The organism is Anabaena sp. TISTR 8404, assembly GCF_056847745.1.
In genome coordinates, this window is sequence record NZ_CP180578.1 from 2,601,659 (window position 1) to 2,628,092 (window position 26,434).

A 26,434-nucleotide genomic window follows, 5' to 3' on the forward strand; every position below is an offset into this window, starting at 1 on the left:
CGCCTTTTTTTATGTGATTGAAGGAGCGATCGCAGTTTTCAACTTTTTGTCACTAAACTTATCTAAGAGCGATATTGTATGCCAAAATAACACATTATTAAATGATGTAGTGTTTCACAAAACAAATTAATCGCGTTTTTGTATAAAGATAAACATAATGAATACTTTGCAGAGTACTCAAGCGCGATGGCAAGGTTTTTTGCCTGCTTGCAAACTTTAACCTCCAGCAACCTCAAGTACAAATATAGGACTCATATTTGATTTCTGCGCAGCTAGGTACACTTTTATTCCTTCTTACCTGTTCCCCGTTCCCTTCCTAAGCAAATGTTTCAGGAATTAAATCGGATTCCTAGAGAATCAAAATTATATATTTAAACAAATACTTTTTTTTGATAAAAAATAGCAAAAACTCAATTAAAAAATGACACATACAGACATAATTTTATCAGAAACAATTGATATTATTGACTGTGATAATGAGCCGATTCATATTCCTGGTTATATCCAACCACATGGTTTACTTTTAGCACTAGAAGAACCACAGCTAAAAATTCTGCAAGCCAGTGAAAATACCAGTCAATTTTTGGGGATTCCCGCAGCAGATTTAATTGGTAAAGATTTAACTTATCTTTTTTTCTCAGAACAAGTCCAGTGTATTACTGATTATCTCCAACAAGACAATTTCACATTTGCCCACTTATTTGAACTAAAATCTAAACTCCACAATGGTGGAGAAAATTTTCATTCAGGGTTTATCGGAATAATACAGCGATCGCACAATATTTTAATCTTAGAATTAGAACCAATTTCATATATACAAAGCAGTCCATTCCTAGGATATTATCATCTTTTAGAAAGAGCAGTTTCTCAGATAGTTAGTGCCAAAAATTCCCAGGAACTATTTCAAATTATTGTTACAGAAGTCAGAAGAATTACTCAGTTTGATCGGGTCATGCTTTACAGATTGGAAGCAGACCACAGTGGTGTTGTGATTGCCGAAGATAAGCAAAGCCATTTAGAAAGTTATTTAGAACTACATTATCCAGCATCGGATATTCCAGCCCAAGCCAGAAAACTTTACTACGAAAAATGGCTGCGATTGATTCCAGATATAAATTATCAACCAGTTCAATTAATACCTCCAAATTCACCATTGGATCTGAGTCAAGCAACATTGAGAAGTGTATCGCCCTGGCATATAGAGTATTTACATAACATGGGTGTTACAGCGACTTTGTGTATCTCCCTTGTCAACAAAAATAGGCTTTGGGGTTTAATTGCTTGCCATAACTACACTCCCAAAAAAGTTGATTACGAGACTCGCAAAATTTGTGAATTTATCGGACAGTTTGCCTCAGTTGAATTACTCAACCAGCAAGAACAAGCGTTGAACTCCTATCGCCAACAAGTAAAAGCAATTCAAGAACAACTGCGGCAAGCATTATCTAACGAATTAGACTACATCGGCAATGTTTTTAAACGTAACGAGTCTAACTTATTAAATTTAGTGCAAGCTCAAGGCGTTGTCATATTATTAGAAGAACAATTAACTCTCATTGGTCAAACTCCTTCAGAAACTGAAGTCAGAAAGCTGATAAATTGGCTGTCTGAACAAAAACGCCAAGAAATTTTCTCTACGGATTCTTTACCACAACTCTATCCACCAGCTATCAAATTTAAAGATAAAGTTAGCGGCATTTTAGCAATTTCAATTTTTCTTAATCAAAGGTCTTATCATATTATTTGGTTAAGACCAGAGCAAGTACAAACTGTTAATTGGGCTGGTAATCCTCATACGTCAATTTCTGTTGCTTCAGATAATAGTCTGCGTCTAACTCCACGCAAATCATTTGAACGGTGGAAACAAACAGTTCAAGGTAAATCTTATCCTTGGCAACCGTTTGAAATTGAAGTTGCACAAGAGATGAAAAATAATCTCATGTTAGCAGCACTAGAATTTTCCCATGTGGCGCTTCAGCAAGCAGCTGAGCAAGCAGAAATTGCTAACCGTGCCAAAAGTCAGTTTTTGGCAAAGATGAGTCATGAATTGCGTACTCCGCTCAACGCTATCTTAGGGTTTACGCAGATTATGATTCGTAATAGTTCTTTATCTCAAGATGACAAAGAGCATTTAGATATTATTAGTCGTAGTGGTGAGCATTTGTTGGCTTTAATTAATGATGTTTTAGAAATGTCAAAAATTGAAGCTGGTCAACTAACCTTAAATGAAAGTTATTTTGACTTGTATCGTTTGATTTATTCAATTCAAGAAATGTTTGCCTTAAAAGCATTAGATAAAGGTTTAAACATTATTACTGAGTTGAGTCCAGAAGTAAATCAATATGTTTGTGGCGATGAAGGCAAGCTCAGACAAATACTAATTAACTTGCTTGGGAATGCGATCAAATTTACAGTTGTTGGTCAAGTTGTACTGCGAGTCTCTTACGCTCATTATGCTTCATTTTCCGCAGCAGAATCAGGCAAAATAACTGTAGAATTTGCTGTTGAAGATACTGGCCCAGGAATTGCCACTGAAGATTTAGAGTTAATTTTTGAAGCATTTGCGCAAGCTAAAGGTGGACGACAGTTTATGCAAGGTACAGGCTTGGGACTAGCTATCAGTCGCCAGTTTGCCAGATTAATGGGAGGTGATATTCGCGCTCAAAGTGTCTTAGGTCAAGGTGCAACTTTTATTTGTAGCGTGCAAATGACTGTTGCTGAGCAAGTTGATGTTTTGCCTTCTACACAAGTAACTAGGCGAGTTATTGGTTTAGAACCTGGTCAACCTAAATACCGAATTTTAATTGTTGAGGATGTTTTAGAAAATCGCCAGTTAATGGTAAAGCTGCTAGAGTCTGTTGGTTTTGAGGTATGTGCGGCGGAGAATGGTCAGACAGCTGTTGATATCTGTAAAGCTTGGCAACCCCATCTAATTTGGATGGATATACAAATGCCAGTGATGAATGGTTATGAAGCAATTAAGCAAATTCGCGCTCATACTCAAGGTAAAGTTTTGGCCATTATTGCTTTAACTGCGAGTGCTTTTGAAGAAGATAGACAAGGAATTTTGCAAGTAGGTTGTGATGATTTTGTTGCCAAACCTTTTGAAGAAACAGTTCTATTTGACAAAATGGCGCAATATCTTGGGGTACGTTACATTTATGCCGAAAATTCTCAACAAAAGCCACCTGATGCAAAACACCAATCTCAAAAATTAACTTTATCTGATTTAGAAGAAATGCCAGCAAACTGGATTGCTCAAGTCCATGAAGCTGCGATGATGATTGATGATGAAAAACTCTATCAACTTTTCCAAGAAATCCCTGCAAGTAAGTATCAACTTGCTGATACATTGAAAGATTTAGTAGATAATTTTCATTTAGAAACCATTATTAACTTAACTCAAGAAATTATCAAAGATCAAGGGTAAATCGAATTTTAAATTATGACATTATCCCAATCTTCTATTCATTCTGCTTTGATTTTGCTTGTTGACGATACACCAGATAATCTGCGTTTATTAGACAAGATACTTGAGTCTCAAGGATTTAAGGTAAAAAAAACTGTCAGTGGTAGGATGGCAATTCAGGCGGCGCAAATAGAACCTCCTGATTTGATTTTACTAGATATTAATATGCCAGAAATCAATGGCTATGAAGTGTGTCAGCAATTAAAGTTACAAGAAAAAACAGCAAATATTCCCATAATTTTTATTAGTGCGCTAGACCAAATTACAGATAAAATCAAGGCTTTTGAGTTAGGGGGAGCAGACTACATTACTAAACCTTTTCAAGAGTTAGAAGTGCTGGCGCGGGTGCGAAATCAATTAATGATTTACGAGCAGCGAAAATTATTGATGGCGCAAAACCAACAGTTACAGCAAGAAATTCAAGAACGCCAACAAGCACAAACAGCTTTGCAAGAACTCAATAGAAGTTTTGAAAAACAAGTTATAGAACGCACTCAGCAATTACAAAGATCGTTAGAATTTGAAGAAAGATTGAAACGCATTACAGATACAGTTCGTGACAGTTTAGAGGAAGGACAAATTTGGCAGGCCGCAGTGGCAGAGTTAGCCGTTGGCTTGGCACTAGATTGCTGTTATGCAACTATTTATAATAGAGAGTTAAAAGTTTGTTCGATAGAATATGGATATAGCATAGTTAGTGATAATGTTTGTGTTAAAAGTTTTATTGAACAAGTCACAAAATGGACGGATTTTTTTCAAAAATTGCTAGAAGAACAAAGTACTCAGTTTTGCTATGGCGGTAATGAAAAAAAATATGCTACTTTACTATGTCCGATTTTTGATAATCAAGAAATTTTAGGTGGCTTGTGGTTGTTCAAATCAGCAGAACAAGTATTTGATGAATTGGAAGTCAGGTTAGTTAAACAATTAGCAAATCAATGTGCGATCGCACTGCGTCAAGCTCGACTTTATCAAGCAGCGCAAGCACAAGTTCAGGAGTTACAAAGACTAAATCAACTAAAAGATGATTTTCTCTGTTCTATCTCTCACGAGTTACGCAACCCCATAGCTAATATTAAATCATTTATCCAATTACTAGAGACAGAATTAACTATTTATCATCAACACAATCATAAAATATCGCAGTATTTGACAACTTTACACGAAGAGTGCGAAGGAGAACTGCAACTGCTGCAAGATTTACTCGACTTACAATATCTCAATGCTGAGTTTTATCCCTTACAGTTAACTACTATTAACTTATATGATTGGATTCCCTACACTGTAGAAGTTTTTGTCATCCAAGCTCAGCAACAGCACAAAAATCTCCAAATTCAACTGGCTCCAGATTTACCATTGCTAACTACTGATATATCTAGTTTGAGTCGTATTCTGCGTGAGCTAGTCAAAAATGCTTGTAAGTATACGCCTTCTGGAGAAACTATTACCGTAACTGCTCACCAACAAGATAACCAACTACATCTTTGTGTGATTAATTCTGGTGTGGAAATTCCTGAAGTTGAACTATCTCGCATTTTTGATAAATTCTACCGCATCCCCAATTTGGGACACATCACACTTGGAGGTACTGGCTTGGGGTTGGCATTGGTGAAAAAACTGGCAGAAAATTTGGAGGGTGCTATTTTTGTAGAATCACGCACACAAGAGATTTGCTTTACCCTGGTTTTACCACTGCTTCCTCATATTCATGAAGACACGGTAAGGAAACTTGACGGCTAAATATTTTTATAGTACAAAAATACTAAGTTAAATTGCTGATTGCGTCAACATAACTCCACAACCACACCAGCAGGAGAGCAAAGTTAATGAAGCTATCGAAAGTAGACTTGAGCAGTTTAGTAGCGATCGCTCATTCTGACGGATACTTGCAATTATTGCTAGATAGAGGTGATGAACTAGAATTTTTAGAAATTCCTGCACCAGTCCAAGCTTATGAAGGATTGCAACACTTGAGTGAGATTGTAGCCGAAACTGCGACACTTCCGGTAGTGGAAGAACCAATTGCGATGTTACCAGTTAGCTCATCAATGGCGATCGCTGTGGGATATAGTGAGAGCGATCGCATTTTGCAAGTAGAGTTTCAAAATGGCGCAGTCTATCAATATGCTGAGGTAGAGCCAGAAACTTGGGAAGATTTACATGAAGCTGACTCGATTGGTGAGTTTTTTAATCAAGAAATTAAAGGTAGATATGATTCGGAACGCATCGATTAATCAAACAAAGTGCTGATATCATTTTTATTTTGCCGAGCATATACGTATTATTAGCCAGCAATCAACTGCTGAAAACGCTCATTATTGGCAATTTCATCAAAATCTATATCAGTTGCTGCATCTTCCTTATATCTAGGATTAATTTCTATTGCTTGTTGGAGACATTCAAGAGCTAATTCAGCTTGCTTTTGTAGTGCATAACACGCTGCTTTGTTGTAGTAAGCAATAGCATAATCTGGTTTAATTTCTAAAGCTTTATTAAATGCTGCGATCGCATCATCATCCATCCCTAATCTTACCAAGGTGTAACCGCGTTTATCCCAAATCTTCGGAGATTCTGGTTGGAATTTTAGTGCTTGCTCAAATGAAGCTAATGCTTCTTCATATTCTTCCAATTCTATGAGAGATAAACCACGATTTAACCAAGCTGTGGCATCATCGGGTTTGATTTTTGTCGCTTTATTAAAACTAGCAAAAGCTTGTTTGTGCTGGCGGAGATTACCGAAAGCTACGCCGCGATCACACCATGCTTGATGATAATCTGGTTGCAGTTTGATAGCTTGATCATAAGAAGCGATCGCATCTTTGTAGCGTTTTAATCTTCCGAGAGCGATACCGCGTTTTAACCAAGCAGTTGCATTATCAGGCTGGATTTCGACTGCTTGATTGTAGCAGGCGATCGCTGCTTCATATTGCTTTTGGGCAAATAAATCATCACCTTGTTGAATATCAGCTTCTGCTGATACTGGCGGTTGTGGTTGAGGTTCTGGGGTTTGTTCTGCTTTTGACTCTGTAATTTCTTGCAGAATTAACTCTTTACGTTGTTGAGCATCTAACTGTAACTCTGAAAGTTGAGCCACAAATTCTGTTTTTAATTTTTCGAGTTTTTCGAGAATGAATAACTTTTGTTGTTGAGCATTTACCTGCAACTCGGAAAAGTGTGCAGCAAACTCTAGACCAGATTTTTCTAAATTTTCAATTATTAAGTCTTTACGCTTTTGGATATCTAGTTGTGATTCTAATTGCAATTTTTCGATATTTTCTAATATTTGTTGCTCGTATTGAGATTGTAAACTTGATATTTGAGATTTGATACTATTTTCTAATTCTATAATGTTTTGCAGTGTTTTATCTTTTTGTTGTTCGGCATTGACTCTAATTCCTGCCAACTGGGAGATAAATTCTTGTTGAGTTTTGCTCAACTCCCCCAAGAGATTATCTTTTCGCTGCTGACTTTCAGAGCGTAATCCCGATATATGCAAATTAAAGTTATGTTCTAATTCTGCTATATTTTGCTGGGTTTTATCTTTTTGTTGTTCTGCATCTACTCTAATGCCAGCCAACTGAGAGATAAATTCGGCTTGAGATTTTAATAAATCCTCAATTAAATTATCTTTTTGCTGCTGAATATCAGATTGTAAATGAGTAACGTGAGTTACTAATTCATTTTTAGATTTTTCTAAATATTCCCAGGTTAAATTCTTATGTTTTTCAGTACCTAATTTTAGCTCTGAGATTTGCGCAGCAAAATCAGATTCTAAATTTCCGATATTTTCTAGAGTTGTATCGCGTTTTTGTTGAGCAGTTAACTGCAATTGTTGTAATTGATGAGTAAATTCTGATTCTAAATTTTCTATATGCTTTTGCAGGTTCTTGATTTCTATTTCTAACCCTGACAAGATATTATTTTTTGATTGTGTTATGTCAGAAGCAAAAGTAGCTAAATTATCTTGTTCTTGTTTTATTTTCTGCTGTAGAGCTTCCGATTCATGTTCTAATTCTCGATTGATTTTTTTAACTTCTTGAATCAGATTTTCGGCTTCTTGCTTAACAATAGTTATCTGATTTTGTAAATTTTCTATTCCTTGTAGCTGTCCCATTGCTCTGTCAACAATTTCTCGAATTGCTACTCGTCGTAACAACCAAAATAAAGCAATCACGGCAACAGGAAATAGACTTAATATGACTAGCCAGAGATTAAGCAAGATAGTTGTAGATAGAACTGGCGATTGCGATCGCTTTTCGGTTCGCAGTTGGTTTAATTCTTCCCGCTCTTGATTGGAAAGTACCTGAGCGACAGTTTGTTCTTTGGCGATGGGTGGTGTAGTTTGTCCACTAGCCAAACCAGCAGACAGCAGCAAGGGTGAAAAGGCGATCGCGCTTTTCAAGACTAATGCTAAGACAAATTGATTCTTGCTGTTCATCCCAACCATCTCGATTTGTTCGTGCCTTTTCCAATCTATAACAGAATTTCGTTATCGGTTGATAAGCTGACTGCTCGTTCACGCAGAAATTGATTTGCACAGACGTAGCATTGCTACGTCTCTACTCTACAGCTGGTAGGAATGTCTTCAACTATCCACAGTGACTTGTGGTGAACATTTCCAAGATGGTACCGTCTACAAGTTGGCACAGGAGCGGAAAGAGTTCTCAAATCATGAAGCGCAGACACAAAGTAGCTGGTTTTCACGCAATACTCTTCAGCCTTAGCTTAATTTCAACATATTTCGTACCTGACTCTACTGTTGTTGCTGCACCACCAAGAACCCCAGATAAAACAGTGAATTGCGAAATTTTAGTAGTAGGTGGTGGACTATCAGGAGTAGCCACCGCTTACGAGGGGTTACTAGCAGGCCGAACAGTGTGTTTGACAGAAATCACCGATTGGTTGGGAGGACAAATTTCTTCTCAGGGGACATCTGCGTTAGATGAAAGACCAACCCAACGCGATCGCCAATTTTATTCTCGCGGATATACAGAATTACGCAACCGCATTCAGCGGCATTACGGCAAACTTAACCCTGGTGACTGCTGGGTAAGTGACTCTTGTTTTCTTCCCCACGATGCCCACACCATTCTGACACAGATGCTCAAGGATGCAGAAAAAAAGGGCAAAGGCAAGATGGAATGGTTCCCCAACACCGTAATTAAAGAATTGAATATTAATTCTAATGGTAAAATTATCGATGGTGCGATCGCTATCCAACATCAACCAGTTAAAGGCGCACCACCTCTTAATACTTTTACCCTAGCTCAAACCATTGATGATGCTTATCGCTACCAAAATTCATCTCGGTTTAACAAAAGAATTATTCGCTTTGTCCCCAAGGTTCCCAAAAAGTCAACCACAAGCAATTCTCCCCAGTGGTACGTTATCGACGCAAGCGAAACCGGAGAAATTATCGCCTTAGCAGATGTTCCCTATCGTTTGGGTATTGATGCACGTTCTTTTTTAGAACCGTCTTCTTCTAGCACCAGCAATGATCCTTACTGTACCCAAGGTTTTACCTACACCTTTGCAATGGAGGCAACAAAGGAACCACAACCGCAAACAATGCCGCCATTCTATTTACAGTATTCACCATATTTCAGCTATGAATTAAAAAGATTGGCAGACTTTGGCTTAGTTTTTACCTACCGTCGGATATGGAGTCCCACCCAAGGACAACCCACACAATTCAATGGTGTGAGATTCACTGCACCCACACCAGGGGACATCTCCATGCAAAACTGGACTTGGGGTAATGACTATCGTCCTGGCACTGCCAAAGATAACTTAATTTATACTCGTCAACAACTGCAAAGCACTGGACAGTTAAAGCCAGGCGGCTGGATGGGAGGACTGCGGACAGAAACTTTACGCAAAGGTGAAGAAAACGCCCTGGCATATTATTACTGGCTAGTCCAGGGGACTACTGATTCTCAATTAGGTAAAGATGTAAAACAACCGCAAACGAGAAATCGATTTTTAGCTGGGTTAAATTCGCCAATGGGGACGGTGCATGGTTTGTCAAAATATCCCTACATACGAGAAGCTAGGCGGATAATTGGTCGCCCTAGTTGGGGACAACCCCAAGGCTTTACGATTTGGGAAGTGGATATTTCTCGCCGCAACTATAACGATGAGTACTACCGCAAAACTTTAACTGCGGATACTTATCGCCAGTTAAAAGCAACATTGGCAGGTTTAGAAGCTGCTTCTGTAATTACAGGTCAAGTCTCACCAGACAAAGCCTTACGTCGTAGTCGTTCAACAATTTATCCTGATGCTGTGGGTATTGGTCACTACGCCATCGACTTTCATCCTTGCATGGTTCAAAGTCCGCCAGAAACTCCTGGTAACAAAGAACGTCCAGGTGAAAGGCGCGGCGCTGGACAAGCTTATCCTTTCCAAATTGCGCTCAGAGCGATGATTCCTCAAAAAATCGACAATTTAATTGTTGGTGGTAAGAGTATTGCTACTAGCCATATCGCTTCGGCTGCTTATCGAGTACACTCCTTTGAATGGTCTTCCGGTGCGGCTGCGGGAACTGTAGCAGCTTTTTCCCTGAAAAATAATATTGCGCCTTACCAACTAGTGGATGATTTACCAAAACCAGAACCGCAACTGCAAGCACTCAAAGGCTTGTTAGAGAAAAACGGCAATCCTACCGCCTTTCCTGACACCTCAATTTTTAATCAAAACTGGGAAGATTGGCGGTAATTGTTACACTTAGGGATGGGAAATGAGAATTATGGTGTTTTCATTCTCATTCCTCACTCAGATTGATTCAGTGCGATCGCATTATAGAGTAGCATATGATTAATTACCCAAAACGACCTGAAACATAGTCATGGGTGCGAGCATCTAAAGGATTATTAAATATTTGACTTGTTGTTCCAAATTCCACCATTTGACCAATACGACTTTCGTCAGTGCTAAAGAAAGCTGTGAAATCCGACACGCGAGCAGCTTGCTGCATATTATGGGTAACAATTGCAATAGTCAATTCTGAGCGCAAACTATGAATCAGTTCCTCAACTTTCATGGTAGCGATGGGATCAAGCGCTGAACAAGGCTCATCCATTAATAGAACTTTTGGTTTAATTGCTAAAGCACGCGCAATGCAGAGTCGTTGTTGTTGACCACCAGAAAGTCCTAACGCAGATTTATCTAATTTATTTTTTACCTCATCCCAAAGGGCTGCGCCTTTCAGGGCTGATTCTACAATCTCATCTAATTCTGTTTGCGATCGCCTACCTGCTATTCTGATTCCATAAGCTACATTTTCATAAATGCTCATCGGAAAAGGGTTTGGTTTTTGGAATACCATCCCAATTTGACGACGCAAGCGATTGACATTAATCCTAGGATCATAAATGTTCTGGCCAAAAAACTCTACACGCCCTTCTACCTTGACCGCACCTTCTAGTTCACTAATGCGATTTAAAGTTTTAATAAAAGTGGATTTACCACAACCACTAGGGCCAATAATTGCAGTTACTTGGTTTTGATAAATATCAATTGATACCCCTTCAATTGCTTTAGAGGTGCTGTAATAAAAGCTGAGGTTTTTAACTTTAATCGCTGGCACTAAATGATTCATATTTACGAAAATGAGAAAATAATTATCAAAAAAATTAGCTTTTTACTTCATCTTTCTCTTATTTGTGACTAAGCGAGAAATTAAACTCACACAAATAATTAAGCTGAGTAAGACAATAGCAGTAGTCCAGACTAATTGATTTTTTTGCGGGTCTGGGTCGTTATAAAGGTTAAAAATTAACACTGGTAAAGAGGCTGTAGGACTGAGTAATCCTGGTGACCAATCTAAACTGAATAATGCAGTGAAAATTAACGGTGCTGTTTCACCTGCCGCACGGGCGATCGCTAGTAAAATACCTGTAGTAATTGCAGGTATAGCAGCAGTAAATACGATGCGAAAGGTCGTCTGAAAACGAGTTCCCCCTAGGGCTGCTGAGGCGAGGCGTTGGTCTTTGGGAATTAATTTTAAGGCTTCTTCGGTTGTGAGAATGATGATAGGTAACATCAGTACAGCTAACGCAAAGCCACCTGCAACTGCACTAAATCCTTTGGTAGCTAAGACAATTACACCATAAGCAAAGATACCCACAATAATCGACGGCACACCCGTAAGAATTGTGGCGATAAAACGGACAAAATGTGCCGCTGGGTTGATTTGACTAAACTCAGCTAAAAATATCCCTGTTAATATCCCGACAGGCAAACTCAATAGCGAGGCAATGATAACAACTGTTATAGTTCCTGTAATAGCATTGCCCAAGCCATAATCAATGACTGGTTTGACAAACATCTCTGGCCTTAAGCTAGAAATGCCACGTTTGAGAATTTCCCATAAAATTGATATCAAAGGAATTAAAGCTAAACCTGTGAATGCAAAGGCGATCGCATTCATACTATATGTAAATAGTTGTCTACCTGTGGGTAAAGGACTATATAATTCTCTTGCTAACAAAGATTCATCTATTTCCGAATTTTGATAATTACTCATATTGCTTATCTAATTTTTTTCCCAACCAACCGCACCAATAACACAGCAGCAATATTTACGGCTAAAGTTAATCCGAACAAAATCAGCCCCAAATAACTTAAAGCACCAATGTGTAATCCAGGTTCAGCTTCAGCAAATTCGTTAGCTAATACAGAGGGAATTGTATAAGCTGGATCAAGGAAAGAAGCACTAATTTGAGATGAGTTACCGATTACTAAAGTTACAGCCATTGTCTCACCCAAGGCTCTACCCAATGCCAGCATTGCTGCACTAACAATCCCAGAAAATCCTGCTGGTAGTAACACCCGAAAAATTGTTTCCCAACGAGTGCTACCTAAAGCCATTGAAGCGCTACGTAATTCTTTTGGTATGGCGAGTAAAACATCACGAGTTATGGCTGCCATTGTTGGTAGAATCATAATCGCTAAAATAATTCCTGCCGTCAACATATTTGTGCCTACAGGATCTACCGAATTAAATATTGGTATCCAATTAACATGAATAGCTAACCATTTTTGTAATGGTTCCAAAACTGGAATAAACACAAAAATTCCCCACAGCCCAACAATAACACTAGGAATTGCGGCAATTAACTCTACCACAAATGCCAAGGTAGTTTGCACAGATATGGGTAAGAAATTTTCGCTGGTGACTATTGCAATTGAGATACCAATTGGGACGGCAAAAAAAATGGCGATCGCACTACTAATTAAAGTTCCATAAATGTAAGGTAATGCACCAAAAAGCTGATTTCCCGTATCCCAATTTTGACTCCATAAAAATCCGATGCCAAATTGCTCAACTGCTGGTTTAGCTTCTTTGTAAATTACCCAACTCATGGTAAATAATATGGCAACGGTAATCGTAGCAAAAATATATGTTAACCACGTAAATCCTTGATCAAACCAGAAATTTACACCGTTAGAAGCTGTTAATTCTATGTTGTCATCACTTGGATTTATTTGAAATAACGGTTGATTGTTGCTTGGCTCAGATGAGTTTGTCATGAATAAAAACTTTATTTTTTGAATTTATTTATATCTAAATTCTTATGCAATATTGTTATGATTTATAATTTTAAACTTGTTATTTATAGATTAAAATTTATAAATAGGGAGGTAATAGTCCACCCTATTTATGAAGATAACAAGTAGGTTACAAATTAAGTTCTATTTCACAGAACTATTGACAGTTTGTACTATCCGATTTGCAACTTCGTCTGGAATTCTTGTGTAGTTGAGGTCATCATTATATTGTTGACCGTCTTTGAGTACCCAATTAATCCATTTCTTGATAGCATCAGCTTTAGCCGCAGTAGGATATTGTTTATAAATCATCATCCAAGTAAGACCAACAATCGGATAACCTTGGCTTGGATCTCCGACAAAAACGCGGTAGTTATCAGGAAATTTCACAGTGGCTAAAGCTGCATTAGCAGTTTGCAAAGAAGGAGAAACAAATTCTCCTTTTTTGTTTTGGATTTGTGCTGACTTGAGTTTGTTTTGAGTAGCGTAGGCATATTCTACATAACCGATAGAACCAGGGGTACGGGCTACTAAAGCGGCTACACCTGGATTACCTTTGCCTTTGAGTACATTGGGTAAAGTCCATTTAGGAGCAGTACTAGTGCCAACTCTACCTTTGAAATAACCACTAATGTTACTCAAGTGGTTTGTGAAAATAAAAGTTGTACCGCTACCATCTGCACGAACTACAAATTTAATTGGTTGATTGGGTAAATTTACACCAGGATTATCAGCCTTGATTTTAGCGTCACTCCAGTTGGTGATTTGACCAGAAAAAATAGCTGGTAGTGTAGCGCGAGATAATTTGAGATTGCTCACACCGGGAAGATTGTAAACAACTGAAACTGCGCCGCCTGCGGTGGGTACTAATATGACACCTCTTTGTACTTTAGCGATGTCTTCATCTTTCATAGCTGCATCACTACCACCAAAGTCAACAGTGCCAGCAATAACTTGACGAATTCCGCCACTACTCCCAATTCCTTGATAGTTAATTTTTAAGTCTGGAAGTTTCTTTCTCACTTCACGAGCATATCTTTCGTAAAGTGGAGCTGGAAAAGTTGCGCCTGCTCCATTAAGAGTTTCAGCTTGAGCGATCGCTGTAAAAACAGGGCTAAATGCAACAGCAGATGCTACAACTGAAGTGGTAAATACTTGGTACAAAGTGGTGGTCGAAAAAGTCATATTACTCCGTAATTTTATGAAGAGTTTTTGCTTGACTTGCAGCTGTAAACAAACTTGTATTATTTAATTATTGAAATAACATTAACAATAGGTAAACAACAAGTTAAATATAATTAAAAAATTTTTGATTAAAAAATAATTTTTCCTATAATTAAGTAAGAAAATATAATTAAGCTTTTAAACAATTATTGGCTAAAAATTACGCCATCAAATTGTTAGAGTATAAAATAATTTTTATGAAAACAGAATCTAGGATTGATGAGTAAGAATAACTGTTAGTTCTCACTTATGACAGAATGGTTGAATAAAAATTCAACTGTAAATAAACAAAATTCTCAATGTTCAAGAATATAGATATTTAAAACCTTTTATATTTTCTTAATATCTAAGAATTATTTTTTTAAGTATTTTTAGTGTTTTTAGTTTATATTTCTATTTCTGATTTTAACTAAGTGTTTTAAAGTATATTAAAATACTATATATAGCTTTGCTAATGATTAACTAAGATTTAGTAGAGCATGATGCAACTCACTATGCAGCTAGAAGCAAGCAACACTAAGGTTGATTTTATTTCTGTCTTTTGGTGTAGGTATGTATTATCTATATTTCAGTCTGAGTGTTGTAGCGATCGCACCTTTTCCACTTTTAGATTAAATACAACAACCCCATAATTTACTTAAATATTTAATGAGGTGCTGTAACGTATTTAATCAAATTTGAAAGAATAAAAATATTTTTGTCATATTAAGATTACTCACAGGTCTAAATATAGTTTATTGATGAAAATATTGTCAAATTAATCCAAAAAAATCAGAAATTCATCAATAAAAACCTGAAAAAATGTAGAAAATAATGGTAACTTATTTTACAATAACTCTTGAGGAGGCTGATAACTCTTTACCTTAATCTTATACAGGTATCTGATATCAGTATATTTGCTGTATAGCCAGATTGAAGAAAATTAACTTCCAGTGTTGAACCCGGCGTAGTAATACAGAGCTACGGATTTTCATGATTGCGTTTAGTCAACATCTATACACATACGATTTTCTAGCATGAATAAACTAATTCCAGCAATCAAAGTTAAAAATCTCAGCCTTTACTACAACACCCAGAAAATCCTGGAAGGGGTGTCAATGGATATTTACCAGGATAAAGTAACAGCAATTATTGGCCCTAGTGGTTGTGGTAAATCTACTTTTATTAAATGCCTTAATCGAATGAATGAATTAGAAGCAGAAGTTCGGGTTGAAGGGAAAGTAGAGTTTTACAATCAAAATATTTATGAACGTCGAGTTAACTTAAATCGATTACGCCGCCAAGTAAGCATAGTATTACCTAAACCAAATCTTTTTCCCATGAGCGTTTACGATAATGTTGCTTATGGCGTAAAAATATTAGGATGGCGACCAAAAGTAGAATTAGATCAGATTGTCGAATCTGCTATTAAAGACGCTGACCTTTGGGATGAAGTAAAAAATAAACTGCATAAATCAGCGTTAGAACTTTCTGGCGGTCAACAACAGCGGCTTTGTATAGCGCGTGCTTTAGCTGTCAAACCGAAAGTCATTCTTATGGATGAACCTTGTTTTGGTCTTGATCCTATAGCAGCTACGAAAGTGGAAGGTTTGATTCAAAGTTTGCGTTTGCGATCAGAATTAACAATGGTAATTATTAGTCATAATTTGCAGCAAGTCACACGCATATCTGATTTCACTGCTTTTTTCGACACAAATGAACATCGTATTGGGCAAATGGTAGAGTTTGGACTCACAAAAAAAATTTTTTCTAACGCCCTGGATACACGCACTCGTGAATATGTATTAGCCCGTCTTGGTTGTGGTAAATAAACATAGGGAATAGGGGTGTCTGGGTGTATGGGAAAGACTTTTTCAAATTTGGTTGGGAAATTTTTTATCTATGTATTTATTAAGTTTATAAAAATTGCATAATGTTCAGATACCTGACTTATAAAAAAGTTTGGTATCTGGGAGAATTTCTTTTAGGGAGTTTTACGGTTATCAGATAGTTTATTGCACAGATATAACATGGGTAATTTTCTAGCTGGGAAAATAACTTAATAATCTCAGCTAAATTACTACAGGTAATTTATGAGCTATGCTAAAACAACTGAGTTAAATGGCTCAGGTATTATCACCCAAATTCAGCCATGTGAATCAGAACAGGCGACTGTCAACCTTACCTCTGTTAACAAAACCGGGATAGCAGTTTTACTATTAGATGCGGAAAACTTACAACTGAATCCTGAGACCGAAAAATTTTTAACCACAGTTTGCACCTGTCCGATTCAAATTAAAATTGCCTTTGCTAATTGGTGCAGCATGGGGAAAATAGATGTAGAGTTGCATGGACGTGGTTACGATTTGATTCATGTCCCTGTGGGTAAAGATAATGCTGATGGAAAAATGATTGCGTTTGGTTCATCTATTCACGAACTATATCCAAAAGCTAGAGAAGTTTTAGTTTGTTCTTCAGATAAAGTGATGACTAACTTATGCAACCATCTACAGCAACATGGCTTGACAGTATATCAAGTAAGTAAACAAGGTGAAGATATTACAGTATTGAATAGTTATACAGGTAAAATTGTGAGGCTGTTTGCTAATGATGTCCCCGAAATACCTGCGATCGCACAATTTATTCAACAAATCAAAGAGTTAATCAAAGCTGAACAAAAACGCACTCACAGTTATTGGATTAAGTTATCTACTATCTCTCAAGATTATAAAAACAAGTATAAAATATCTATCAGTCAGGTTGCTAATAAACATTTTCCTGATAAAAAAGCCAGAGACATATTTGTTAATTATCCTACAGAATTTGTTACGCATCAAATTGAGCAAAATGCCCCTGTATATATCACTTTATTTGAAATTAATTCAAATGAAGATGAGATTGTGCAAAGTACTGCTAAACCTGTGTTATCGTCAAATATTACTACCAAATTAGACTTAGAACAGGCACTCAAAAATATTATTAATAAATTATCTAAAAACTCGCCTGGAAGTTACATTGATATCGGCCCTTTAGGTACTGAGTTTCAGAAACAATATGGTAAAACCATTACTGGACAAATCAAAAGCTTGCAACTGAGGGGCAATTTTATTAAATTTTTGCAGTCGTGTACTTCCTTTCAACTCAGGCAAACTTCAAAAAGATGGCAGATAGCAATTAAATAAACTCCAATGCAAACCCTTGCTTATCTGCGTGCAATAATGTAGGATGCTCTCATAATTATTGCTTAAGAAGGACTTGATAATCTAGCGAAAAAGGCAGAATTTACACATAGATAAGCTCAAATGCTAGATTTTCAGGATTTATGGAAATTGCTCACGTTCACTTCTATGTAGAAGATGCCACAGCTTGGCGGGATTGGTTCGTATATTATCTTGGGTTTACCGCAGTTCCTAGTAGGATGAGTTCAGAACACACTTGTACCGAAATGGTGCAAAGTGGCGCTATTTGTTTTTTGCTATCTTCACCGTTATTACCCACCAGTCCGGTAGCGGCGTTTCTGCGTCAACATCCTCCTGGTGTAGCAGATATTGCTTTTACTGTGCAAGATGTGGAAGCAGCGATCGCTCAAGCAGCAGCACAGAAAGCTACAATCTTAGAACCCATTCAACAATATCCCGGCTATAAGTGCTGCAAAATTGCAGCCTGGGGTGGAATGACGCATACTTTGATGGAAAAAGCAGAAAGTGGAAAATGGGAAGCACGCGATCGCCCCATGTTTACCGCAATCGATCATATAGTTTTAAATGTACCAGTTGGTGAATTAGAGCGTGCTGTGGCTTGGTACAAAAATGTTTTAGATTTGCAACCACAGCAGACATTTAAAATTAAAACTGATCGCTCTGGTTTGTATAGCCAAGTGCTAATTTCTCGCAACGGCAGCGTACAATTACCAATTAATGAACCAACTTCGAGTAATTCCCAAATTCAAGAATTTTTGAATGTGAATCGTGGTGCAGGAATTCAACATATCGCCTTGCGCACATCAAATTTGATTAGTGCGATCGCGCAATTACGTAGTCGTGGTTTATCTTTACTCTCCGTTCCCCAGACTTACTACTCACAGCTAAAAAAGCGGACAGAATTTCCCTTATCACCCTTAGAACTTGAAGCGATCGCTCAACAAGAAATTTTAGTAGATTGGCAAGCTAATACTCAAAACGCCCTATTGCTGCAAATTTTTACTCAACCTATCTTTGGAAAGCCGACATTTTTCTTTGAGTTTATTGAACGGCGTTTCCAAGCTCAAGGTTTTGGTGAAGGCAATTTTCGCGCTTTATTTGAAGCAATTGAAAGCGAACAAATCAAACGCGGAACTTTGCAATAAAACAGTCGTATATAAGGTTGAATTTGGTGGAAAATTTGTGGTTAAAAATCATGCCAACTTGGCTACATATACCTGAGCATCGCTGCTAAATTATAAATGGGAAATAACTTGCGGGCTTGATAAACCAACTTTTACTACACTAAACATGCTAGAGCATTAACAACGGACGGATTTAGGTTGGTTGCTTATTTTGCTCACTCTTTTGAGAGATTGCTGCTGTTTTTATTGTAGCGATCGTTATCAAACTTCTTTATCTCGAAAAGGACAAACATAACAGGAAGTCCTCGTTGATTACTCCTATCCTTTCTTTCCCTCGTCCATCTCAAAATGGACGAGGATTTTTTATTTTGTAGAATTTACCCCAATTACACCCATGATAATTAAAGCTATAGATAAAAACTTGACAAGAGTCATTGATTCACGAAACCAAATAATACCAATACTAGCAATTAAAGTTGTTCCTAAACCTGACCAAACAGAATAAGCAACACTAACTTCAATTCTTTTGAGTGATAAAGTCAAAAAACTAAAACAAACTCCATAACAGACAAAAATTAATACTGAGGGAATAGTTTTAGTAAATCCCTCAGACAATTTCATGGAAGTTGTACCAGCGACTTCAAACAAGATTGCAGTAATGAGGTAAATCCAACTAGTTGTCATGTTTATTGCTTGATTTTAAGTGGGTAATGAAGAATATGCACTGTACAACTAAGCATAATAAGTAAAAATTATATAGTCAATAAATTAACTGATTCTGCTATTTTTACAACAGTTATATTAAGCCTTTAATATTTGATGAAATTATCAGACTTGGTTGTCCGATTTTTTAAAGAATTCGGATATCTAAAAAATCAGTTTTTACACCAAAATCATGGCGGTTTACCGTACTAATATTAACGTTCGGTAATCATGATTTTAGGAGTGAAAGAAACCGAATATACACCAATAGAGTTTGTGAATACTATAAAAACAAAGCAAATGAATTAAACCTAAACCAACTAGATAAATGAGGTAGAAATATGACACTAGTACGTTGGAATCCTTGGCAAGAAATGAACACCTTCCAAAGACAAATCAACCGTTTATTTGCAGAAGAAATGCTACCATCTACTTTAATTGAAAGAAGCTTTACAAAAGTTCCCGCAGCTGAGTTACAAGAAACTGAAGAAGCTATTCATCTCAAACTAGAACTGCCAGGAATAGAAGCCAAAGACTTAGACGTGCAAGTTACAGAAAAAGCTGTCTACATCAGTGGTGAACGTAAATCTGAAACCAAAACAGAAGGCAAAGGTTTAACCAAGACGGAATTCCATTATGGCAAATTCCAACGTTTGATTCCTTTACCTACTCGCATTCAAAATACCAATGTCTCTGCTGACTATAAAGATGGGATTTTGACTCTGACATTGCCTAAAGCTGAAGACGAAAAGAAAAAAGTTGTCAAGGTGAATCTAGAATCTGTTGGCTAAAAATTAGAGGCGTTGCAATGCAACGTTTCTACAGAGATAAAAATTCCGCTTAATCAGATACCCGACTTCTTAAAGAAGTCGGGTATTTTGTTGTTTACGAATGATTTAATATTGCTATAAGCTGCGATTTCTACTTGATGATTGTGGTCTGTCTATGGGAAAAACTTCAAAATCGAAAGTTGCAATCAGACGTTCATCAACGTATACCTGTATTTTATGTTTACCAGGGGGATCACCTGCTGCGATCGTCCAATAGTTTTCAATCACACCATCATTGGCTACAGTTTTCCGCCTCATTACCGACTCTGTACCATCAGCTGAGACTGAAAAGTTTTCACCATCATCTGTAGCCCAAGTTTCTGGAGGTTTTGGTAACCGTAGAACTTCTCGCCATGTCACTTCACCTTGGTAGTCCTTGAGTTGAATCCGCCACCCATATTTACTACCTTCTTGTAGTGGTACTCTGAATGTGGGAATAAAGTTAACTTTACCTCTAGCATCAACTCTTGCTATCCCAAACTCAGCTTTGTCGATCGCAATTGGCTTGTTAGTATTGCTTGCTTGAGAAATTAACCCAGTAGATGCTATCTTGTTGTCGGCGATCGCAACTGTAGCATTGATTGGCTTAGAGGCTACCAACCCAGAGACTAGCCAAGAAGAAGTTAGTACAACTATTGCAGCCCAAATTCTCATTAGCAAAATTGTCTGTTATTTACTAGTACTTATTCCCATCTTTCTACCTGTCTTCCGGGTTTAGTCCCGATAAACAGGCAAGTTGGCAGAATACAATTTGCAGGATTAGTAGTCAGTTTATAGTTAAATCGGCAACACAATCTAGACTAACTAAAAATACTTTTCTCTCCAGCAACTTGGTAGGACTGCGAAAACTACCATCGCAAGTTGTAAGTGTAAGCGCTATATATGCGTCTATTATTAACTGTTTTGCCTACAATACGGAATTTTTGATATGTAAGCAATTCCTGACACTCGGCAGTTTGGTTAATTAACGCCATACTGTTCCATCCCCCTGAGGGGTAAAAGAATGAAAATCTTAACGCAAAAATCACAAATGCGATCGCAAAATCTATATCAGCGACTCTTAGTATAAGAAATGCGATCGCAGTCATTAACAGCAATCAGAAATTAAGCAATATCATTTCACTAACATTGGAGAATCGATATCTAACAACCAATTTTCATCAACAAAATTTAAGTTTTCATCGTAAACTAGAACTAATTCAGCAAGTTTTTGAGTGGTATTATTTGGGGCTTGTATGTTAGTGTCAACAGTGGAAGCTATGAGTAAAAACTTGAATTTTAAAAAGCGTTCTTTCTGACTAACACCAATAGAACTACTGACTAATTCAGCCTTTAAATCACCAGGTAAAGTAATTGTTTCATAGTATTCATCTTGCTCATCCCAGTAGCCACATATTTTATACTCACATTGCTCAAGATGTTCTTTAACGAGAATATTGGCATCTAAATTTTCCAATATTTCAGTTAAATCTTGCCAGATTTGGTGATTTTTTAGTTTCAGTATTGTCATAGTTATGTGGGCTTAATGTTCTGTTACCAAACCGGGAAAGTGTAATATACCATCAATAAATTTTGCATGAAATCGGCTATCGCCACCTTTACCTAGAACCTTAGATTTTAAATCGTAGCCTGACTCTTGAGAAGTCACTAGTCCAACATGACCGCGAGGGGCTACTTGCCCTTTCTCAATGGCTTTTAAATGTTTTCCTTTAGAATCATATTTCAATCCTAACTTTATTTGTTCGCTGGCAAATGACACAAGCAAGCCACTGGTTGACAAATATACAGTATCAGGTCGAATAATTGACCAATTATCGGGTAAAGCTTCCATTCATTGAATACTAATGCAGTAGAAGCACAATTTATGTGAATGTAGCGCGATCGCTAATCAATAGTAAACATCTCCTAGTAAATTGATAGTGAGGCGTTTTGGAAAGTAAACAGCATGGCAGATATCACAAATTCCATCGAATCATACCGTGCCTTAGCACTGCAAGTTACTTGCCATGCTGTTAATCAAGCAAGCGATCGCCACGCAGCCCAGGTGATGATGCATAATACTATCAATCGCTTGGCAACACAAATCGCCGCCAGCATTGCTTTTATTGGTTTTGACTGTCGCTTAATTGTCTTACCAGAATATTTCCTCACAGGTTTCCCAATGGGGGAATCTTTGGCTGTGTGGGGAGAAAAAGCTTGTATAGAAATGCACGGTGCAGAATATGAAGCACTGGGTAAAATCGCGCAAAAACATCAGATATTTTTAGCTGGTAACGCCTACGAACTCGACCCTAACTTTCCCGGCTTGTACTTTCAAACTTGCTTTGTGATTGACCCTTCTGGCACTATTGTGTTGCGGTATCGGCGGCTAAATTCGTTATTTGCACCCACACCCCATGATGTTTGGGATAAATATCTGGATTTTTACGGCGTAGAAGGGGTGTTTCCCGTTGCGAAAACAGCAATAGGGAATTTAGCCGCTTTAGCTTCCGAAGAAATTTTGTATCCAGAAGTGGCGCGGTGTTTAGCTATGCGCGGTGCAGAGATTTTTCTGCATTCCACCTCAGAAGTTTACAGCAAAAACCTCACACCCAAAGACGCGGCGAAAATTTCTCGTGCTGTCGAAAATATGGCATACGTTGTTTCTTCTAATACCGCAGGTCTAGCTAATAGTTCTATCCCCATAGCTTCCGTTGATGGCGGCTCAAAAATAGTTGATTATCGCGGTATTGTACTAGCAGAAACAGGTGCAGGCGAAAGTATGGCAGCTTTCGCAGAGATAGATTTAGCTGCCTTAAGACGCGATCGCCACCGACCAGGGTTAAATAATTTACTCTCTCGCCAGCGATTTGAACTCTACGCCCAAAGCTACAACCAGGCACAATTTTACCCAGCAAACACTATGCTGGATCAAGAATGCGATCGCAAACACTTCATCCAAACACAACAAAAAACTATAGAACGTCTATCCCAACTGGGGATTATTTAAAAGTATGAAGTCTGAAGTCTGAAGTGTGAAATGACCATTGACCATTGACTATTGACCAATGACTAATGAACAAACCAATCGAAGTCCGCAACCCCCGAACGGGAAAATATGACTATATAATTATCCCACCGCCGCCGAAACTGCTGGCACAGCAATGCAACCGGGCAAAAAGGGCGCAAGTGCGTTGGCAAAAACTCGGTGTCGAAGGTAGAGTTGCTGCTTTTCAAGAATGGAAGCAAGTTATCTTATCTAAACGCGAAAAACTCACAGAGGCTTTGGTCAATGATACGGGTAGATTATCTATCTCGGTGATGGAAATTGACTCATTCCTGTCCAGTATTGATCGCTGGTGTGGATTAGCCCCAGAATTATTACAAGATTCTGCCAAGAATACATCTATCCCCTTTATCGCACTGCAACAAACATCAGCACCTTACCCTTTAGTTGGGGTAATTAGTCCTTGGAATTTTCCACTGTTGCTGTCTACCATAGATACTATTCCTGCACTGCTGGCGGGTTGTGCTGTGGTTGTTAAACCCAGTGAAATTGCACCACGTTTCATCGCCCCACTAATAGCCGCAATTAATGAAGTTCCGGCGTTGCGTGATGTTTTAAGTTTTGTTGAAGGAGCCGGGGAAACTGGGGCTGCTTTAATTGAGAATGTAGATTTAGTGTGCTTTACAGGTAGTGTCACCACTGGACGCAAAGTTGCAGAAGCCGCAGCGAAAAAATTTATCCCTGCTTTTTTGGAATTGGGTGGCAAAGATCCGGTGATCGTTTTAGAATCAGCCGATTTAGAATTAGCAACATCAGCGATTTTGTGGGGTTCTGTCGTCAACACCGGACAGTCATGTTTATCAATTGAGCGAATTTACGTTGCGGAATCTATCTTTGAAAAGTTTTATCATCAGCTAGTAACTAAAGCTCATCGCCTACAATTAGCCCATCCCACCATTGAAACTGGCGAAATTGGCCCAATTATTGCCGAAAGACAAGCAGTAATCATTAACGAGCATATCTCAGATGCTGTAGAAAAAGGTGCAGTTATTCATTGTGGCGGTAAAGTTGAAGACTTAGGCGGTGGTTTGTGGTGTCGTCCCACAGTGCTGACTCAAGTAAATCATTCTATGAAAGTCATGACAGAAGAGACTTTTGGCCCTATCATGCCAGTCATGCCTTTTGCCACAGTTGAAGAAGCAGTTAATTTAGCCAATGATTCAATTTATGGACTGAGTGCTGCGGTGTTTGCAGAAACCGAAACTGAAGCTTTAGCTGTTGCCCAACAAATAGATGCAGGTGCTATTAGTATTAATGATGCTGCTCTTACAGCCATCATGCACGAGGGTGAGAAAAACTCCTTCAAATTCTCCGGTTTAGGCGGTTCGCGCATGGGTGCAGCAGCACTAAAACGGTTTTTGCGGAAAAAAGCTTTTTTGATTAAAACCAACTCTCATCCAGACCCTTGGTGGTTTAATCATGGGTAATATTATTTCACGTTAATCATTGAATCATTCTTTGTAGGGTGTGTTGTCGCATAGCGCAACGCACCATCTGAGACATATTAAGATGTAGCGATCGCTCTTGTCAAAATATTAATTGGCGTTTGTTGGGTTTCGCTGTTACTCCACCCAACCTACTGTTAACTGTCAGCTGTCACCTATGTTTCCTGAAATTTAACCCAATACAGTTCAGATAAGTTTTTTTGTCTTTTACTGTTCCCTGCTCCCTTGTTTCTACAGGGAAACTTTCTTAACTGAACCGTATTGAAATTTAACCAACCCCTACGGATTCATTCACAGCTTCACTAGCGACAACACCATTAGTTAAAATCGCTTGACGAGTTTTCAGGTCAAATTTATAGCCATGTGGCAAAATGTGCAGCTTTGCACCGCAAATTGCCAGAGGTTCATCCCGAAGAATTTCGCCCATGTTATTGTATGTGGACTCTGATTCATCCACAATTGTGACGGAACCTTCACCAATAATTTCAATTTGGTTATCAGTCACAACGATCGCAGTATTCTCATCAATACCAAACCCTAATACCGCAGGTTCACGAATTAAAGCTGTCACCAAGCGTCCTAAGCGTCCCCGTTGTAAAAAATGTTGGTCAATAACTACCCCTGGTAGAAAACCAAGTCCCGGCCCCATTTCCACAATTTCCATCCGGGGTGTGCTTTGAGAATCACCCTCGACAATCATTTTATCGGGCATGACAGCCGCACCAGCACTTGTACCTGCTACAACTGCACCTTCAGCGAACCGTTGGTGAATTGCCGCATCGATTTCAGTATCCTTGAGGATGCTGGTAATCCGCGCTTGATCTCCTCCAGTAAAAAATATTCCAGTTGCTTTACTAATAGCTTCTAAAGCAGTAGATGAAGCTGCATCTTCACGAGTTTCTGTATCAACAATACGAACCTTTTCTGCACCTAGCCGTTCAAAAACTCTAATATAGTTTTCTCCAACTTCTCTGGGCAGTTCTGTTGCTGCTGTCATAATTACAATATTGGCTTTTGTACCACCAGCGCGACGGACAAATTCTCGCAGAATTTGGCAATCGCCTTCTTTGTCTTCTGCTCCCCCAATAATTACCAACTGGCGTTTATGTTTAGCCTCTGTCATAATGCCTCCCGGATAACCGGATTAAGAATTAAATTTAGATTAATTTCAATAAAACATGACAATTCCTACAATCAAATCATCCATTTGGCAGATTAATTTTTGTTAGAAAAAGCTAAATTATATATAACTTTATGCGCAAATAAAAAATTGCCTTGTGTATTAGTAATTGGTAATTTATTTGGCAGAACTACCAATTACTAATGTAGTAATAATGTATTTATAACTCTCCTCAAGTGTAATAACTAAAACATTGTAGTTATTATTGAGAAGTTTCTAGCTCTCTCAAGAGTAGAACGCTGAACAGAGAAGCGTTATGACGTGATTTTGTTATTAACCTGAGTTTTGTAAAGTTGGGTGTTGTAATCTACACATCTAAAAGGAAATTTTTACTGGGGACGAATTTTATAAAGCAAGTTCACTAAAAACAAACGTGCTTGTTCCAAAGGTAAATGTCGTGGTTTACCTTGATATACAATTTGAAATTCGTTGATATCCGGGCCATCTCCATAGCCAGAAATCAGCTTACAGTGAAAAGCTTCCTCGGCGAGTTGTCTAACCTCATCTCTAAGAGCAGCTTTTGTGCTATTCATGTTTGGCTGTCTCCTCGAACCCTATTTTTATACTTATATATTTTGATAAATCAAAAATCACCCTTCAAAGGTTATATTTTTATCGTTGCAGATTGCGTGTAGAATGCTAGTGATTTTATGAAACCTTGTAGGGATTTGATTATGCCTTGA

At 37.9% G+C, this 26,434-nt stretch carries 22 protein-coding genes; 10 read left to right on the top strand and 12 right to left on the bottom strand.

Annotated elements, in window-relative coordinates; translation table 11 throughout:
- Positions 1 to 421: 421 nt before the first annotated feature.
- The 3 genes from ACMX3D_RS11260 to ACMX3D_RS11270 all read left to right on the top strand — a co-directional run bounded on the left by ACMX3D_RS11260 (position 422) and on the right by ACMX3D_RS11270 (position 5,703).
- A complete protein-coding gene (locus ACMX3D_RS11260; RefSeq protein WP_482751503.1) occupies positions 422 to 3,430 on the top strand; it encodes a response regulator in 3,009 nt (1,002 codons plus the stop codon).
- Between the two features lie 15 nt (positions 3,431 to 3,445).
- Entirely contained in the window at positions 3,446 to 5,209 is a 1,764-nt protein-coding gene (locus tag ACMX3D_RS11265; protein ID WP_482751504.1) for a hybrid sensor histidine kinase/response regulator, read from the top strand.
- 86 nt (positions 5,210 to 5,295) lie between these two features.
- On the top strand, positions 5,296 to 5,703 hold the full coding sequence (locus ACMX3D_RS11270; protein ID WP_482751505.1) for a KTSC domain-containing protein: 408 nt from the start codon (positions 5,296 to 5,298) through the stop codon (positions 5,701 to 5,703).
- Between the two features lie 50 nt (positions 5,704 to 5,753).
- Here ACMX3D_RS11270 and ACMX3D_RS11275 read toward each other — a convergent pair whose 3' ends face one another.
- Positions 5,754 to 7,907: a tetratricopeptide repeat protein gene (locus ACMX3D_RS11275; protein WP_482751506.1), complete on the bottom strand. Its 2,154-nt coding sequence runs from the start codon at positions 7,905 to 7,907 to the stop codon at positions 5,754 to 5,756.
- A 233-nt stretch (positions 7,908 to 8,140) separates the two neighbouring features.
- Between ACMX3D_RS11275 and ACMX3D_RS11280 the strand changes: the two genes are divergently transcribed.
- Positions 8,141 to 10,186 carry an FAD-dependent oxidoreductase gene (locus ACMX3D_RS11280; RefSeq protein WP_482751507.1) on the top strand — a complete coding sequence of 682 codons (2,046 nt, stop codon included), beginning with the start codon at positions 8,141 to 8,143 and terminating at the stop codon, positions 10,184 to 10,186.
- A 103-nt stretch (positions 10,187 to 10,289) separates the two neighbouring features.
- Here ACMX3D_RS11280 and pstB read toward each other — a convergent pair whose 3' ends face one another.
- The 4 genes from pstB to pstS form a co-directional block, all read right to left on the bottom strand.
- Positions 10,290 to 11,069 carry a phosphate ABC transporter ATP-binding protein PstB gene (gene pstB, locus ACMX3D_RS11285; protein ID WP_482751508.1) on the bottom strand — a complete coding sequence of 260 codons (780 nt, stop codon included), beginning with the start codon at positions 11,067 to 11,069 and terminating at the stop codon, positions 10,290 to 10,292.
- A gap of 42 nt (positions 11,070 to 11,111) precedes the next feature.
- Positions 11,112 to 11,996 (bottom strand): phosphate ABC transporter permease PstA, encoded by an 885-nt coding sequence (gene pstA, locus ACMX3D_RS11290; protein ID WP_482751509.1) that lies wholly within the window; start codon positions 11,994 to 11,996, stop codon positions 11,112 to 11,114.
- Positions 11,997 to 12,001: 5 nt separating this feature from the next.
- Positions 12,002 to 13,003 (bottom strand): phosphate ABC transporter permease subunit PstC, encoded by a 1,002-nt coding sequence (gene pstC / locus ACMX3D_RS11295; RefSeq protein WP_482751510.1) that lies wholly within the window; start codon positions 13,001 to 13,003, stop codon positions 12,002 to 12,004.
- A gap of 162 nt (positions 13,004 to 13,165) precedes the next feature.
- On the bottom strand, positions 13,166 to 14,206 hold the full coding sequence (pstS, locus tag ACMX3D_RS11300) for a phosphate ABC transporter substrate-binding protein PstS (RefSeq protein WP_482751511.1): 1,041 nt from the start codon (positions 14,204 to 14,206) through the stop codon (positions 13,166 to 13,168).
- A 1,055-nt stretch (positions 14,207 to 15,261) separates the two neighbouring features.
- Here pstS and ACMX3D_RS11305 point away from each other — a divergent pair.
- From ACMX3D_RS11305 to hppD, 3 genes are all read left to right on the top strand, one after another.
- The gene (locus tag ACMX3D_RS11305; protein ID WP_482751512.1) at positions 15,262 to 16,056 is read left to right on the top strand and encodes a phosphate ABC transporter ATP-binding protein; all 795 of its coding nucleotides are present in this window, start codon (positions 15,262 to 15,264) and stop codon (positions 16,054 to 16,056) included.
- Between the two features lie 261 nt (positions 16,057 to 16,317).
- Entirely contained in the window at positions 16,318 to 17,406 is a 1,089-nt protein-coding gene (locus ACMX3D_RS11310) for an NYN domain-containing protein (RefSeq protein WP_482751513.1), read from the top strand.
- A 140-nt stretch (positions 17,407 to 17,546) separates the two neighbouring features.
- Positions 17,547 to 18,569 carry a 4-hydroxyphenylpyruvate dioxygenase gene (gene hppD / locus ACMX3D_RS11315; RefSeq protein ID WP_482751514.1) on the top strand — a complete coding sequence of 341 codons (1,023 nt, stop codon included), beginning with the start codon at positions 17,547 to 17,549 and terminating at the stop codon, positions 18,567 to 18,569.
- Between the two features lie 342 nt (positions 18,570 to 18,911).
- Here the strand turns inward: hppD and ACMX3D_RS11320 are convergent, their stop codons facing one another.
- Positions 18,912 to 19,232, bottom strand: coding sequence for a DMT family transporter (locus tag ACMX3D_RS11320; RefSeq protein ID WP_482751515.1), 321 nt, complete (start codon positions 19,230 to 19,232; stop codon positions 18,912 to 18,914).
- A 359-nt stretch (positions 19,233 to 19,591) separates the two neighbouring features.
- Between ACMX3D_RS11320 and ACMX3D_RS11325 the strand changes: the two genes are divergently transcribed.
- A complete protein-coding gene (locus ACMX3D_RS11325) occupies positions 19,592 to 20,041 on the top strand; it encodes an Hsp20/alpha crystallin family protein (RefSeq protein WP_482751516.1) in 450 nt (149 codons plus the stop codon).
- 114 nt (positions 20,042 to 20,155) lie between these two features.
- Here the strand turns inward: ACMX3D_RS11325 and ACMX3D_RS11330 are convergent, their stop codons facing one another.
- The 4 genes from ACMX3D_RS11330 to ACMX3D_RS11345 form a co-directional block, all read right to left on the bottom strand.
- Entirely contained in the window at positions 20,156 to 20,734 is a 579-nt protein-coding gene (locus ACMX3D_RS11330) for a hypothetical protein (RefSeq protein ID WP_482751517.1), read from the bottom strand.
- Positions 20,735 to 20,928: 194 nt separating this feature from the next.
- The gene (locus tag ACMX3D_RS11335) at positions 20,929 to 21,177 is read right to left on the bottom strand and encodes a hypothetical protein (protein WP_482751518.1); all 249 of its coding nucleotides are present in this window, start codon (positions 21,175 to 21,177) and stop codon (positions 20,929 to 20,931) included.
- A gap of 17 nt (positions 21,178 to 21,194) precedes the next feature.
- Positions 21,195 to 21,590: a hypothetical protein gene (locus ACMX3D_RS11340; protein ID WP_482751519.1), complete on the bottom strand. Its 396-nt coding sequence runs from the start codon at positions 21,588 to 21,590 to the stop codon at positions 21,195 to 21,197.
- Positions 21,591 to 21,602: 12 nt separating this feature from the next.
- On the bottom strand, positions 21,603 to 21,911 hold the full coding sequence (locus ACMX3D_RS11345; RefSeq protein WP_482751520.1) for a hypothetical protein: 309 nt from the start codon (positions 21,909 to 21,911) through the stop codon (positions 21,603 to 21,605).
- A 114-nt stretch (positions 21,912 to 22,025) separates the two neighbouring features.
- Between ACMX3D_RS11345 and ACMX3D_RS11350 the strand changes: the two genes are divergently transcribed.
- Together ACMX3D_RS11350 and ACMX3D_RS11355 are read left to right on the top strand one after the other, a co-directional pair.
- Entirely contained in the window at positions 22,026 to 23,069 is a 1,044-nt protein-coding gene (locus tag ACMX3D_RS11350) for a nitrilase-related carbon-nitrogen hydrolase (protein ID WP_482751521.1), read from the top strand.
- A 65-nt stretch (positions 23,070 to 23,134) separates the two neighbouring features.
- Complete coding sequence (locus ACMX3D_RS11355; RefSeq protein ID WP_482751522.1) at positions 23,135 to 24,553, top strand: aldehyde dehydrogenase family protein; 1,419 nt, start codon at positions 23,135 to 23,137, stop codon at positions 24,551 to 24,553.
- A gap of 286 nt (positions 24,554 to 24,839) precedes the next feature.
- Here ACMX3D_RS11355 and ACMX3D_RS11360 read toward each other — a convergent pair whose 3' ends face one another.
- Both ACMX3D_RS11360 and ACMX3D_RS11365 read right to left on the bottom strand, forming a co-directional pair.
- Positions 24,840 to 25,694 carry a cyanophycinase gene (locus ACMX3D_RS11360; protein WP_482751523.1) on the bottom strand — a complete coding sequence of 285 codons (855 nt, stop codon included), beginning with the start codon at positions 25,692 to 25,694 and terminating at the stop codon, positions 24,840 to 24,842.
- A 386-nt stretch (positions 25,695 to 26,080) separates the two neighbouring features.
- Positions 26,081 to 26,284: a hypothetical protein gene (locus ACMX3D_RS11365; protein ID WP_190592304.1), complete on the bottom strand. Its 204-nt coding sequence runs from the start codon at positions 26,282 to 26,284 to the stop codon at positions 26,081 to 26,083.
- Positions 26,285 to 26,434 lie beyond the last annotated feature (150 nt).

Coding starts and splice junctions, on each gene's coding strand:
- ACMX3D_RS11260 (WP_482751503.1), top strand. CDS start 422: ATGACACATACAGACATAATTTTATCAGAAACAATTGATATTATTGAC.
- ACMX3D_RS11265 (WP_482751504.1), top strand. CDS start 3,446: ATGACATTATCCCAATCTTCTATTCATTCTGCTTTGATTTTGCTTGTT.
- ACMX3D_RS11270 (WP_482751505.1), top strand. CDS start 5,296: ATGAAGCTATCGAAAGTAGACTTGAGCAGTTTAGTAGCGATCGCTCAT.
- ACMX3D_RS11275 (WP_482751506.1), bottom strand. CDS start 7,907: ATGAACAGCAAGAATCAATTTGTCTTAGCATTAGTCTTGAAAAGCGCG.
- ACMX3D_RS11280 (WP_482751507.1), top strand. CDS start 8,141: ATGAAGCGCAGACACAAAGTAGCTGGTTTTCACGCAATACTCTTCAGC.
- pstB (WP_482751508.1), bottom strand. CDS start 11,069: ATGAATCATTTAGTGCCAGCGATTAAAGTTAAAAACCTCAGCTTTTAT.
- pstA (WP_482751509.1), bottom strand. CDS start 11,996: ATGAGTAATTATCAAAATTCGGAAATAGATGAATCTTTGTTAGCAAGA.
- pstC (WP_482751510.1), bottom strand. CDS start 13,003: ATGACAAACTCATCTGAGCCAAGCAACAATCAACCGTTATTTCAAATA.
- pstS (WP_482751511.1), bottom strand. CDS start 14,206: ATGACTTTTTCGACCACCACTTTGTACCAAGTATTTACCACTTCAGTT.
- ACMX3D_RS11305 (WP_482751512.1), top strand. CDS start 15,262: ATGAATAAACTAATTCCAGCAATCAAAGTTAAAAATCTCAGCCTTTAC.
- ACMX3D_RS11310 (WP_482751513.1), top strand. CDS start 16,318: ATGAGCTATGCTAAAACAACTGAGTTAAATGGCTCAGGTATTATCACC.
- hppD (WP_482751514.1), top strand. CDS start 17,547: ATGGAAATTGCTCACGTTCACTTCTATGTAGAAGATGCCACAGCTTGG.
- ACMX3D_RS11320 (WP_482751515.1), bottom strand. CDS start 19,232: ATGACAACTAGTTGGATTTACCTCATTACTGCAATCTTGTTTGAAGTC.
- ACMX3D_RS11325 (WP_482751516.1), top strand. CDS start 19,592: ATGACACTAGTACGTTGGAATCCTTGGCAAGAAATGAACACCTTCCAA.
- ACMX3D_RS11330 (WP_482751517.1), bottom strand. CDS start 20,734: ATGAGAATTTGGGCTGCAATAGTTGTACTAACTTCTTCTTGGCTAGTC.
- ACMX3D_RS11340 (WP_482751519.1), bottom strand. CDS start 21,590: ATGACAATACTGAAACTAAAAAATCACCAAATCTGGCAAGATTTAACT.
- ACMX3D_RS11345 (WP_482751520.1), bottom strand. CDS start 21,911: ATGGAAGCTTTACCCGATAATTGGTCAATTATTCGACCTGATACTGTA.
- ACMX3D_RS11350 (WP_482751521.1), top strand. CDS start 22,026: ATGGCAGATATCACAAATTCCATCGAATCATACCGTGCCTTAGCACTG.
- ACMX3D_RS11355 (WP_482751522.1), top strand. CDS start 23,135: ATGAACAAACCAATCGAAGTCCGCAACCCCCGAACGGGAAAATATGAC.
- ACMX3D_RS11360 (WP_482751523.1), bottom strand. CDS start 25,694: ATGACAGAGGCTAAACATAAACGCCAGTTGGTAATTATTGGGGGAGCA.
- ACMX3D_RS11365 (WP_190592304.1), bottom strand. CDS start 26,284: ATGAATAGCACAAAAGCTGCTCTTAGAGATGAGGTTAGACAACTCGCC.